We start from the raw sequence: 15,558 nt of genomic DNA on the forward strand, positions 1-15,558 counted from the left end.
AGACGGTGGACCGGAGGACCCGTCCGGACAGCTCGGTCACCAGAAAAGCCGAAAGCACACTGGGAGAACTGGGCGCAAAAGGCGTTACCCGTGATCAGGTGAACGGCGCGGTCTCTGAGTATTCCAGATTACGCGCGACCGGTAATGAGCGAAGCGCCGTAGCGTCGTGGTCGGGCTTCCTGATGCAGGCCCTTTCATCCAACAGCACCCAAACCCCGACGAACATGGCCCCGGAGACAGGCGCACGCATGCAGAACATCCTTTCCGGGATCGAAGCGGTTAATTCGAACGCACTGAACGATTCGCTGGATACCTTCGACAGCATCGCCGCCGAAGACAACTATGACAGGCAACTTGGCATGCTTATGGCAATGTCACCTGAGACCGGGCTGAACGAGTCGAGGAAGATCTCCGGCTGGATGAACACACAGGCCGAGATCGGCCGGGAAACCGGCAAGGGTTTCTCTGTCAGGATGAGCCTGTCCCAGGCCCGGAACTTGAGCAACTCGACCAATCCAATGGCCGGCAACGCGCATATAGCAGAAGAGATCAGGCGACAGATGGATGCCGGCGATCAGGACCTGGCTAAATACGCGTCCCTGGCCGATACAGTATTGGATCTGAACGGAAAGTTCGAGAATGTTCTGCGCCAGTCGGGAGATCTCCAGGGGACCGGCGCCGCGAACCGTATGCTGAACAACGCCTCAATTGAATTAAAGGAACATATGAATAAGGCGCTCGATGACCTCGACACCATTAAGGGCTCTACCGGTTTGAGTGAGGATATTGTCGCCTCAATGCTGACAGGCACCCCGCTTGATAAAGCAAACTTTGATAACGTTCGGGCATTCTCGGACCAGATGGCCCAAAATGACATAACAAGACTGTCCGGGGAAATGAGCGCGGGAGAAAAGGTAAAAACATCGCTGGATATGCCGTTAAACAGCAACGAAAACGACACGGTCGGACTGGATCTCATCTCAACCCTAATTAACAGCCTGGGGTTAAGCGGAAAATTAACACAAAATGATATAGCCAGGATACATTACAATCAGAGCCGGATCATCGATGAAGTCATCAACAACTCGAACGGAAAGTTCGCCGGCAACAGAGACCTGTTAACGACGGCAATGAAATTAAGGGAACTCCTATCTAAAAGGTCAGGCAAACTGAGCCGGAATGAAATAAGAACATTCAGCGAAAGCCAAGGGACCGATATCGATAAGGTCTATGACCTGATGGGACTCAACAGCGTTCCCTTGAGGGAAGCCTATCACAACATAGCGGAACGCGAAGCCCGGCATGAACAGCGTCAGGAGGATAGATCAAGGACCGAGGCGTCATATAACGAGAATATATCCGATGCTGACCTCAATTACGCCGGCAACCTGATCGACTCATTCTCGGATATGGACAGTGACCTTGGCCGTATAAAAGACGCCTTATCACGGGACCTGGGTAAGATACATGCTGTGAACACGGCCAGGGATACAGGTAGAACCGCAAAGCCTGGTTCAACGAACAAGAGCTCCGGAGAAAGACGCGGAGCTACCGATATCGTGGTAACTTCTGCGATGGTCGCCTCGATGGCAGTGGCACTTTCCGGGACAGGCATGATCGGTGTATCGCTCCCCGTTGCGATAGCTTTTGGAGCGGTCGTTATGGCAATTCCTCTGGTCCTTTCGCTGACCGGCACCAGTGATGCGGTCTCCGACGGAGGCACGACCGGTCATAAAGCGCCGGGAACTACCTCCGACTCCGAAATGGCCAAACCCGTAAGCGAAACATTTGAGATGGACATCGACGGCACTAATGTAATGGTTGACGTAAGTCCTTCATCTATAAGGATTAACTTCGCAAGAACAGCGGAAGGCCCGAAAAAAACGATCACGATAGGTACTCGCGGAAAGCTTGATACAGAGAACAGGGACCGAATTGAAAGTATCGTTAGAAGATCCGCGCCTTTAAGCATGAGGACCGAAAAGACCACGAGAACGGATATGGGACACGTGATGGCCACCGTAGAGGCGGTCATAGGCGAAATAGGCCTGGATAATTTCAATTCTTTCGAAACATCCTTCGAGGATATAGAGCTCAAGGTATCAGCTATGAATAATGGTACCTTTGCGACAGAATTGACACATAACCCGACAGGATCGCGGGTAAGCGTAAATACAGCCGAACCTGACGTTATCTCAAAAGCACGGACCACTTTAAGTGAAATGGACAGGATTCCACAAAGAGGGGCCGGAGTATCGGAATTTAACGACAAGATCGCGCCGACACTGAGCGATATACGATCGCATATCGTGAATATGACGTTAAATTTTGAGAATAGCAGCTTAACGATATCCTCGGATAACTTGAGCAGTGATACCGCCGGAGAACTTGTTACGATAACGCGATATGGCAGCAGAAGCAATATCAACAAAGTCATGCGATCGCCCTTGTCGGAAAATAACACTGTTCCGAGTGAGGTAGAGCATCTTATGGCCCCTGGCATGGATGTCAGGACTTACGAGGATATGGAAAGCTTCTACAGGTCTACATTAAAAGATCTGGCTCACGGTAGCGGCAACCTGAGTGTGTATTTAGGAACGGTCCGCATAGAACTCGACATGACTAACGACACGTTATGCATAGCAAATACAACAACGTCCAAAACCACTGACGTGCAGACGATCGAAGAGGCTTTTGCCGGGAACGGGATCATCTCAAAACAGATCGAAGCCGAAAGGTCCCTTGGCGAAGCCAGAACCGAGATATATAACGGTAATCTGCCGGAAGGGCATACCGTAATAGTGGAAGACAGGCAAGGTAATAAATACGAGTTCACGCGCAAGACCGGCAGTAAAGGCCTGGATATCACTAAGAACGGTAAAGAACTGGCCCGGTCCAGGACCTATAATTTAATAGACAATTTATCGCAAGTGGCGGAAGGGACTGAACTTAAGTTCATGGTATCCGTCATAGACACCGAGTTGAATGGTCGTTTGCCTATAGAACAAAGATGGATGGTAATGGCCGATGGAGAAGTCAAAATATCGGATAAGTCCAGTATATCCTTCGGCAAAACGGGTATAAAATTCGGGTCCAGCATGATAAGAAGACGGGGAGACACGTCAAAGATCCTCTACGAATCGCATACACATCCCGATAGCGCCATGCCGAATGAATACACACAACATCTCAGGGCTGACTTAGCTGAGCGGTTGATAGTGGCGGCGTACGAGAATATAAATACAGATGACGTCGCGCCGATGGAAGTTAATGAGCTGGATTCCGCAGGTAATGTGATCGGACGTCTGGCGGTCAGCTTCATGGATGGCAAAGGGCTAGTAAGCGTATATTCCACGGAAGGGATATTGCTGGGCAAGGAAGTGATATTAAATCATGCGGAAACATTGTCCATGCGCGCGGAGTTAGAGAGAAAATACGACGAAATGCTGGCCAGCCGGCAAAAGGACGGTAGAAATGTGGTTATTGAGGATGAAAATGGGGAAAACTTCGTTATAGCAAGGATGAACGATAATGATGATATCGAACTTGCGGCTGAACATGTATTAACTATGGTCCCGAGGGATGGTCAGTCCGCTGAGATACCGGAAAATGTCTCCGACAGGCTCGCCGGGACATCGCCAGCTCAGCCAGAGACCCTTCCATACGGGACACACACGGACGACCAGGGAACGCCTGCAAGTGAAGCGACCACACAGTTATCCGGCCCAATAATGACGCTTCTTAACGCGTTCGATGTCCCGAATGAAAAAACTTTGATAAAAGCGCTTAGAGGCGTCAAGGCACAGGATATCGCCGTCAGGTCAATGGGACAATTCGAGGATACGGGAGAGGCTGTTGAATCGCTTGATGCCGTGCGAAAGACCATAGAAAACTCAAAGGACAACAGTACAGGTGTTACGCGTGAAGATGCCGAAAATATCCTGGTGCAGATCAGAAAAGCAACTGACATCCTATCGCGAATGGGGGCATCAATCGTAGCGACGCACACTGGGTCTATGGTAGCACCCGGGGACAGGACCATCCTTTCCAAAACTACCGGCACGGACGATCTCGAACTTGAAGCACTGAACCTCACACAGGAGAACGACTCTGCTCCTCTCGATAACATTGAGATATTGAGCTATTCTGATGCTGGCGCAAAAGCATCCGAACTGTCCATAAGCGGTACGGATGAGTTCGGGACCCCGGATAAACATAGCCTTCTGGTGATCTCCGCAAGTGTTCTTGAAGATGACATGAGGGGCCTGGAATCATTAGCAAGGGACATCTTCGCGCGCAACGCATTGAAGAATGGGGGAAAACAACGTATACTTATCGTGGGCGACATATCGGAAAAGGCGATGAATACCATAACCGGCTGGGGTGATATTGCCGATATTATCACCGCGGTCGGCGAAGAAGCCCTCCCCGGGGAGATCGCGGATATTAAGCGCATTGATCCTTCGGTCAAGGTCGTAGTAACCGGGGTCTTTACGGGCAATGAGTCGTTCTTTGAGGCAGTAGCCAGTGAATGTGACAGTTATATTATCGCCGGAGAAGATTTCACGTTCGGCATGGCCCTGGCATTGGCCCTGACACGAGCTCATTATGTGGCATTTGCGGGCATAACCGATGAGGGCGTTAACAGATTAAGAGAGATCGCCAAGAGGGAGAAAGAAGCCCGGACAGGTAGACAGATGATAAGGCTGGAGAGCGCCGGAAGCACAGCCGCCGATGAGGCGATAGATGAAGCCCTGTTTGCCGACCTGAAAGCCGATACGGCGTTCTGATCTCATATATCGGACAAGATCGTATTGAGCGGTAACGCTCATGCGGATAGAGAGGATTATTCCAGAAAAGAGGGTTCCCATGCTCAAAAAGCTCATACTAGTACTATTAGCCGCCATATTGTTACAGGAAATGAGCCTTATGGCCCAGGAGGAACAACCATTAGCTTCGAATACTGAAAAAAAAGAACTTACACATGAAGAACGAATAGAGGCACTGAACAACATCTTGATGAATAGAGGGGATATTTTGGCCCTTATACCCGGCATTGCCATCAAATCCGGGGAAAATGGTAATTTCATTGAGTATACTGGTGTGCCGATCGAAAAACTCGATCCCGTTGCATTCGATGAACTATATCAGACCACATTTCGCCACGTCAACCAGAAGAACATCGAAAATACATTGCGCCAACTAAAGCAACTCGAACAGATTAATAACTATAACAGGTCACAAAGGACCATTCGCCAGTTGAACAACAGGAAACGGAACTATTGAGACCAGACATCAGATATATGTCCCGCATTAACAAGAACCCAAACAACATAACGTTTTAAACTGATCTCAGGACCAGGAAGGGATCATTCAGATGGTTCTTCTCCGGTAAGCACAGGAACAGGATCGGAGGAGAATAGCGCCACCGGATCATCTCTCCGGTACGAAATATTCCCAGCCGTACTAAGAAGCGTAGAGCCAGCAGACCCAGCGACCGTTGCATCGGTTTGCCATTTAGCTTTATTTGTCGGATCAAGGACCGGGGTGGCCCACATATTACGACCATAGCGAGCGGTAACCTTTTGGGGTGTTCTGACAGCAATAGTTGCCCGGGTAAAGAAGTGAAAATAAGTTAGTACTGAAATAACGGCGATCATCAAAAATATGCCGCAAAGGACCGTTTCCAGATATTTCCACTTTAAATCTCTGCACATGAAAACAAGTATAATAATAAATTCCAAAAATCCAAATGCAACACGTAAGGTTTATAGCTATAAAGTTGCGATCGAGCTAGGAATTATAATGAGAGTAAATTAGTCAAAAAATGTTACGGGCAGATAAAAAAGAGGAGGTTTGACTAATATTTAAAATTTATCAGTTCTCTTGACTATTTCAGATGATCCTCCGTTTTTTCTATAACATGTTATATCACATAGAATTATACATTTTGTAACCATGCCGCATTTTGTTAAGTTGAAAAAATCCACCACATTAAGTTAAGTTATAAAATTTTCAGATTCAAAATTTTGCATCAGATTAATAGTGATATATACTATAGGTGTTAAATAAAAAAAGATGTAGTTTTTTATTCTGTAATTTAATGCTTTTAAAAAGTATGTTATAACATATAATATATATAACAAAGGGGAGTTGAAATGATACTATTCAAGTATAACTTGCTGAGATACCGGCATAAGCAGCCATTACACGGACCCGGAGCATATGATCGTACCCGAGTCGATAACGACCTGACATTTATCGATATATATTCCAACCATAAAAAACGTTTTGCGTTAAAAACACTATCTATCCTGGTTGCAACGATCTTTCTAGTACAACAACTAGCGTATTCATTGGGGATCGAATCAGTCCGGCCACTGCGCACCACACCTGCGCAGACAGCCATCGCGGAACTGCCCGATGCGAAAAACGCCATAGAATTGATCAACCATGACCTTCTAACATATAAACGCACTCGCAGCGCGAATTCGCTTTTAACTTCTACATCCGAGCAAGACCAATCAAATGCATACGCCCCGTATTATCTAAAACGCCAACAACACAAACATGACGAATTAATACGCCAAAAACAGGATACGGAGGACCTTGTCCTTCGCCTGCAGAGGCGAAACGGACAAAAGGAATACGACGAGGACGTGCCCTTGAAAAAAAAGAAAAGCGGTGACGACAACGGAAAGGTCCAATACACCCTTACCGACTGGGACGAAGAAGGCGACCCCAACCAGTTGAATGTTTACGAATACAACGACGACGGCTCCCTGAAGGCGGTTGTTTCTTACGACATTTCCGGAATGAACGCGTCAAAATGGATAAGTGCGGGCAAAGAAATGGACGGCGAGGACGGGGAGATCTTCTTTGCTGGCACCGAAATGGTCGGGGAAGAGGACTTAGAGGATTCCATGATACTACAGAAAGCGGTATATGGAGGCGACCGAGGCGATGAAGTGATCGAATATGTACTTAGCGACTATGACGATGAGGGGAAACCAAATACAGTTAGCCTGTACGAATATCATAAGGACGGAGACAGTGATGATGGTCTTGATGAAGTCGTAACATATGACCTGACCGGCGAGGATATCGATCTCACCTCGGATGGATGGATGGATGACCTTGAAGATGACCAGATCACTAAAACAACCGTTTATGAAGGCAAAAAAGGAGAGGAAAAAGTCGTTTATGCCCTAGAGGATTATGAAGAGAACGAAGAAGGACTTTACCAGCCGACACAAATGAGCGTATACGGATACGACACCGATAACGATGGAAAGGAATTAAAGGAAATACGTAAGTATGACATCTCCGGCATCGTTGGAACTGATAGCTGGGACACCTCACGCGACGAACTACTATCCGGCAATGAAGAGACCCTGGCGAACTATATTGATGCACTCGTAAGCGAAACGATCTTTACGGGAGCTGAGGGAGAAGAACGTGTGGACCAGGTACTTTACTATACCGAAGGACAGATAGTCGAAAGACAGGATTTCGAATACAGAACGTACTCCGCTAAATATGCCAAGAACGATAAGTATGCGATAAGCTCCACTATTACATACAGCACGGAAGATCTCGATGCGGACACAGCCAGAGAGAGAGGCGCCGGTCTTCTTCAGGAAGAAGCCGTATTCGCGGGACCACAGGGAAAAGAAAAAACACAGCAGATATACTACTACGATGATCTGGGTGATGTGGTAGAAAGGAAGGATTATTCCTACGATGGGAATAAACTTATAGCGACGACGACAATGGATACTGAAGGGTTAAGCTTCGACGAAGCTCGTACTGCCGGTGCCGGGGAGCTGATAGAAGAATCGACCTTCGAGGGGAACGCCGGGAAAGAAAAGCTGACGAATACGTTCTATTATACGGACGGCGAAATGATAGAACGAAGGGATTACGAGTATGACGGCGACAAGCTTACCAACACATATCTTTACGACATCGACGGTATCTCGGGATCAGACGCGCGAATATCCGGTTCCGGGACCCTCATGGAGGAATCCATTTTTTCCGGTAAAAGTGGGAAAGAAAAAATATTACAGACACTATATTTCGGCGAGGATGGGGACATTACGGCAAGAAGGGATTACGAATATTCCGGGAACAGGCTGATCGCGACATGCAAATATGACACAAGTGGCCTGGATGATGATGCTGCCCGGACATATGGGCGTGGTTTAGTGGACGAGGAATCTATCTATAGCGGTATCGCGGGGAAAGAAAAGATACAAAAAACAACGACTTACGCCTGGGGTGAGAACGGTGAGCGCGTAGTGGAAAATGAAGTAGACTTCTATTATGAGAACGGAATACTTAAATACAGCACACAGACGGACCCCACCGATCCACTAGACTTGTTCACAACGTACTTCAAGGGCCGGAAGGGGCGCGAAAGGATCGACTGGATAGACAACCCGATATTCACCGGGATATCGGATCCTGTAGACATATTGATATCTGATCCGCGCTATCTGGATGGCACTTGGGATGTTGACACCGATGGGAACGATATACTCATTACGTACCAGTCCGATGATGTGGAGGATTTCGTTTATACGTTCCACCATGACGGTGACGGCAAATTACTGAACGTTGAACGGGAATCATATGAAAATTATCAGGGAGAGGGTCCACACAATCAGGTAGACATTATCTATTATGATGGGGAAGACGGCATGGAAAGAATGGATTCCGTCCACTTCTACGCCGGATTAGTGAGTAGCTATTCGTATTCCGCCATGGGGGTACTTGAGAGTGTCACTCAGACGAATATAGAAGGGGACATCAAGGTCACGATGACCTATGAGGGCGCCAAGGGAAAGGAACGGGTAAAAGAAAGTACCGACTACCGCGGGATAACGACTACCTACCATTATGACGACGAGACCGATGGGCGGCTTATATCCCTATCGAAGTCGAACGGCGCGAACATCTATTACTCAGGCGAAAAAGGATCGGAAAAAGTCGAATGGACTATTGACTCTAATGGCATTAAGAACATCTACCATTACGATACTGAGCACAACGCGGTCCTAGAAAGAGTGGTATCCGAAACATCTGAAGGGATATTTCTGTCAGAAAGCGTTTACGATGGCGACGAGGGAAGAGAAAAAGTAGTATCCGTCACGGACAGAAAGAACAAAGTTACATTATTCGAGTATGAGAATGGACGCCTCATCGCAACCAGTTCAAGTGACGGATCGAGTGCCGTATATACACAGAATCTCTGGGGCGAGGACCAGCTTGTCACCACTACCGATAAGAAGGGAGTTACTACAACATATCAATACGGCAATCTGCAGGGAGTGAAAAATGTTCTGGTCGGTGCCAGCCAGGATAAGAACGGTAACCATATCGCTGATATCGCCTACAAGTTACTTAACGGCGAAGAGGTCATAGATATAATAACCGACCGCAAAGGCAAGGTCACGACTTATGAATACGAAGGAAATGATCTTATTGCCACTTCATCCAGCGACGGATCGAGCGCGGTATATGCCCAGAACGCGTGGGGCGAGGACCAGATCGTTACTACCACCGATAAAAAAGGCGTCGTAACTACCTACATATACGATGCCGATGGCTATATGGCAAGTGCCAGCCAGGACAAGGGCGATCACCATGTAGCGGACATCACCTACAAACTCCTGAACGGTGAAGAAGTCATCGATTCAATAACCGACCGCAAAGGCAAGGTCACGACTTATGAATACGAAGGAAATAACCTTATTGCTACTTCGTCGAGCGATGGGTCGAGCGCGGTATACACCCAGAACGCGTGGGGCGAAGACCAGCTCATCACTACCACCGACAAAAAAAGCATCGTAACGACATATGCCTATGACGCCGATGGCTACATGGCCAGTGCCAGCCAGGATAAGGATGGCAATCATATAGCCAGCATCCTCTACAAGCTCCTTAACGGAGAAGAGGTCATAGACACCATCACCGACCGTAAGGATAAAGTAACGACTTATGAATATGATGAAAATAACCTTGTAAGCACATCCTCTTCCGACGGGTCGAGCGCGGTGTATACCCAGAACGAGTGGGGCGAGGACCAGCTCGTCACCACCACCGACAAGAAGGACGTAGTAACGACCTATGCCTACGATACCGACGGGTATATGACAAGCGCCAGCCAGGACAAGGGCGACTACCATATCGCGGACATAGCCTACAAACTCCTGAGCGGCGAAGAAGTGATCGACACTATAACCGACCGTAAAGGTAAAGTGACGACTTATGAATATGATGGAAATAATCTTGCAAGCACATCCTCTTCCGACGGGTCGAGCGCGGTGTATACCCAGAACGAATGGGGCGAGGACCAGCTCGTTACTACCACCGACAAAAAAGGCGTAGTCACGACCTACGCATACGATACCGACGGGTATATGACAAGTGCCAGCCAAGACAAGGGCGACTACCACATAGCGGACATAGCCTACAAACTCCTGAGCGGCGAAGAAGTGATCGACACCATCACCGACCGTAAAGGTAAAGTGACGACTTATGAATATGATGGAAATAACCTTGCAAGCACATCTTCTTCCGACGGATCGAGCGCGGTATACACCCAGAACGCGTGGGGCGAAGACCAACTCGTCACCACCACCGACAAAAAAGGCGTCGTAACGACATATGCCTATGACGCCGACGGGTACATGGCCAGTGCCAGCCAGGACAAGAACGGCAATCATATAGCCAATATCCTTTACAAGCTCCTGAACGGTGAAGAAGTGATCGATACCATCACCGACCGTAGGGGCAAAGTCACGACATATGCCTACAACACGGATGGTAATTTGTTAAGCACGAGCACTTCCGACGGATCGAACGCGGTATACACCCAGAATGCATGGGGCGAAGACCAACTCGTCACCACCACCGATAAAAAGAGCGTAGTAACGACATATGCATATGACGCCGATGGCTACATGGCCAGTGCCAGCCAGGATAAGAACGGCAATCATATAGCCAGCATCCTCTACAAGCTCCTGAACGGCGAAGAAGTGATCGACACCATCACCGACCGTAAGGATAAAGTAACGACATATGAATATTCGGGAAATAACCTTATTGCTACTTCGTCGAGCGATGGGTCGAGCGCGGTATACACCCAGAACGCATGGGGCGAGGACCAGCTCATCACCACCACAGACAAGAAAGGCGTCGTAACGACATATGCCTATGACACCGACGGGTACATGGCCAGTGCCAGCCAGGATAAGGATGGCAATCATATAGCCAGCATCCTCTACAAGCTCCTTAACGGAGAAGAGGTCATAGACACCATCACCGACCGTAAGGATAAAGTCACGACATATGCCTACGACACGGATGGTAATTTGTTAAGCACGAGCACTTCTGACGGATCGAACGCGGTATACACCCAGAACGCGTGGGGCGAGGACCAGCTCGTCACTACCACTGACAAGAAAGGCGTCGTTACGACATATGCCTACGACACGGACGGATATATGATCAATGCGAGTCAAAGCAAAGATAACCATCTTATATCCGATATCGTCTATACGCTCCTGAACGGCGAAGAAGTGATCGACACCATCACCGACCGTAAAGGTAAAGTAACGACCTATGAATATTCGGGTAATAACCTTATTGCTACTTCGTCGAGCGACGGGTCGAGCGCGATATACACCCAGAATGAATGGGGCGAGGACCAGCTCGTCACCACCACAGACAAGAAAGGCGTCGTAACGACATATGCCTATGACGCCGATGGCTACATGGCCAGTGCCAGCCAGGACAAGGATGGCAATCATATAGCCAGCATCCTCTACAAGCTCCTTAGCGGAGAAGAGGTCATAGACACCATCACCGACCGTAAGGATAAAGTAACGACTTATGCATACGACACGGATGGTAATTTGTTAAGCACAAGCACTTCTGACGGATCGAACGCGGTATACACCCAGAATGCGTGGGGCGAGGACCAGCTCGTCACTACCACCGACAAAAAAGGCGTCGTCACGACATATGCCTATGACACCGACGGGTACATGGCCAGTGCCAGCCAGGACAAGGGCGACTACCATATAGCGGACATACTTTACAAGCTCCTGAACGGCGAAGAGGTCATCGATACTATCACCGACCGTAAAGGTAAGGTCACCACTTATGAATACGAAGGGAATAACCTCATTGCTACTTCGTCGAGCGACGGGTCGAGCGCGGTATACACCCAGAACGCGTGGGGCGAGGACCAGATCGTTACCACTACCGATAAAAAAGGCGTCGTCACGACATATGCCTATGACACCGACGGGTATATGGCCTCAGCCAGCCAGGACAAAGGCGACTACCATGTAGCGGATATCCTCTACAAGCTACTTAACGGAGAAGAGGTCATAGACACCATCACCGACCGTAAGGATAAAGTCACGACCTATGCCTACAACACGGATGGCAATTTGTTAAGCACGAGCACTTCCGACGGGTCGAGCGCGGTATACACCCAGAACGCGTGGGGCGAGGACCAGCTCGTCACCACCACTGACAAGAAAGGTGTCGTCGCGACATATGCCTATGACACCGACGGGTATATGGCCTCAGCCAGCCAGGACAAGGGTGATCACCATGTAGCGGATATATTCTACAAGCTATTGAATGGAGAAGAGGTCATCGATACCATCACCGACCGTAAAGGTAAGGTCACCACTTATGAATACGAAGGGAATAACCTCATTGCTACTTCGTCGAGCGACGGGTCGAGCGCGGTATACACCCAGAATGCGTGGGGCGAGGACCAGATCGTCACCACCACCGATAAAAAAGGCGTCGTCACGACCTATGCCTATGACACCGACGGGTATATGACCAGTGCCAGCCAGGATAAAGGCGATCACCATGTGGCAGACATAGTCTACAAGCTCCTCAATGGCGAAGAGGTCATCGACACCATAACCGACCGCAAAGGCAAGATCACGACTTATGCCTACGACACGGATGGTAATTTGTTAAGCACGAACACTTCCGACGGGGCGAGCGCGGTATACACCCAGAACGCGTGGGGCGAGGACCAGATCGTTACCACCACCGACAAGAAAGGTGTCGTCACAACATATGCCTATGACACCGACGGGTATATGACCAGTGCCAGCCAGGACAAAGGCGACTACCATGTAGCGGATATCGTCTACAAGCTCCTGAACGGCGAAGAAGTGATCGATACCATTACCGATCGTAAGGGTAGGATCACAACTTATATGTATGATGGAAATAACCTCGCCGCCACATCTTCTTCCGACGGGGCGAGCGCGGTATACACCCAGAACGAATGGGGCGAGGACCAGATCGTCACCACTACCGATAAAAAAGGCGTCGTCACGACCTATGCCTATGACGCCAACGGCTACATGGCCAGTGCCAGCCAGGATAAAGGCGAGTATCATGTGGCGGACATCGTCTACAAGCTCCTCAATGGCGAAGAGGTCATCGACACCATAACCGACCGCAAAGACAAGATCACGACTTATGAGTATGAAGGGAACAATCTCGTAGCAACATCCACCAGTGATGGGTCTAGCGCGGTATACACCCAGAATGCGTGGGGCGAGGACCAGATCGTTACCACCACCGACAAGAAAGGTGTCGTCACGACCTATGCCTATGACACCGACGGGTATATGACCAGTGCCAGCCAGGACAAAGGCGACTACCATGTAGCGGATATCGTCTACAAGCTCCTGAACGGCGAAGAAGTGATCAATACCATAACCGATCGTAAGGGCAAGATCTCGACTTATGTCTACGACACGGATGGTAATTTAGTAAGTACCAGTTCAAGTGACGGGGCAAGTGCCGTATACACACGGAACGCGTGGGGTGAGGACCAGATCGTCACCACCACCGATAAAAAAGGCGTAATCACGACCTATGCCTATGACACCGACGGGTATATGACCAGTGCCAGCCAGGACAAGGGCGACTACCATGTAGCGGACATAGCCTACAAGCTCCTGAACGGCGAAGAAGTGATCGATACCATCACCGACCGTAAGGGCAAGGTCACGACTTATGCCTACGACACGGATGGTAATTTATTAAGTACCAGTTCAAGTGACGGGGCAAGTGCCGTATACACACGGAACGCGTGGGGTGAGGACCAGCTCGTCACCACTACCGACAAAAAAGGAGTCGTCACGACGTACACTTATGACGCTGAAGGGTATATGTCAAGCGCCAGCCAGGATAAAGACGAGTATCATGTGGCGGACATCGTCTACAAGCTCCTCAATGGCGAAGAAGCGATCGACACCATCACCGACCGTAAGGGCAAGGTCACGACTTATTCCTACGACACGGATGGTAATTTGTTAAGTACGAGCACTTCCGACGGGTCGAGCGCGGTATACACACGGAACGCGTGGGGTGAGGACCAGCTCGTCACCACTACCGACAAAAAAGGAGTCGTCACGACGTACACTTATGACGCTGAAGGATATATGGCATCAGCCAGCCAGGACAAAGGCGACTACCATGTAGCGGACATCGTCTACAAGCTCCTGAACGGCGAAGAAGTGATCGATACCATCACCGACCGTAAAGGTAAGATCACGACTTATGCCTACGACACGGATGGTAATTTGTTAAGTACGAGCACTTCCGACGGGGCGAGCGCGGTATACACACGGAACGCGTGGGGCGAGGACCAGCTTGTCACTACCACCGACAAAAAAGGCGTCGTAACGACCTATGCCTACGACACCGACGGATATATGACAAGTGCCAGCCAGGATAAAAGCGATCACCACGTGGCGGACATCGTCTACAAGCTCCTGAACGGCGAGGAAGTGATCGATACCATTACCGATCGTAAGGGTAGGATCACAACTTATATGTATGATGGAAATAACCTCGCCGCCACATCTTCTTCCGACGGGTCGAGTGCGATATACATACAGAACGAATGGGGCGAGGACCAGCTCGTCACTACCACCGACAAAAAAGGCGTAATTACCACCTATGCCTACGACACCGAGGGATATATGGCTTCAGCCAGCCAGGACAAAGGCGACTATCATGTAGCTAACATCGCCTACAAGCTCCTCAATGGCGAAGAGGTCATCGATACAATAACCGACCGCAAGGGCAAGGTCACCACTTATGAGTACGAAGGGAACGATCTCATTGCCACTTCTTCCACCGACGGATCGAGCGCCGTATACACCCAGAACGAATGGGGCGAGGACCAGCTCGTTACTACCACTGATAAAAAAGGCGTAGTTACGACTTACTCCTATGACACGAACGGGTATATGGCTTCAGCCAGCCAGGACAAAGGCGACTATCATGTAGCGGACATCGTCTACAAGCTCCTGAACGGTGAAGAGGTCATCGATACCATAACCGACCGCAAGGGGAAGGTCACCACTTATGAGTATGATGGGAACAACCTGATCGGCACTAGTTCGAGTGATGGCTCAAGCGCCGTATACACCCAGAACGAATGGGGCGAGGACCAGCTCGTTACTACTACCGACAAGAAGGGCGTAGTTACGACTT

General features: G+C 49.2%; 3 protein-coding genes. All 3 read left to right on the forward strand.

The window, feature by feature from the left end; all coding sequences use genetic code 11:
* The coding region (locus PHH49_07950; protein ID MDD5488870.1) for a hypothetical protein at nucleotides 1–4,790 on the forward strand (4,790 nt) is incomplete at its 5' end.
* Between the two features lie 40 nt (nucleotides 4,791–4,830).
* Entirely contained in the window at nucleotides 4,831–5,286 is a 456-nt protein-coding gene (locus tag PHH49_07955) for a hypothetical protein (GenBank protein ID MDD5488871.1), read from the forward strand.
* Between the two features lie 1,379 nt (nucleotides 5,287–6,665).
* On the forward strand, nucleotides 6,666–15,558 hold an 8,893-nt coding region (locus PHH49_07960), incomplete at its 3' end, for a hypothetical protein (protein ID MDD5488872.1).

It is taken from the genome of Candidatus Omnitrophota bacterium, assembly GCA_028715965.1.
Lineage (GTDB): Bacteria > Omnitrophota > Gorgyraeia > Tantalellales > Tantalellaceae > JAQUQS01.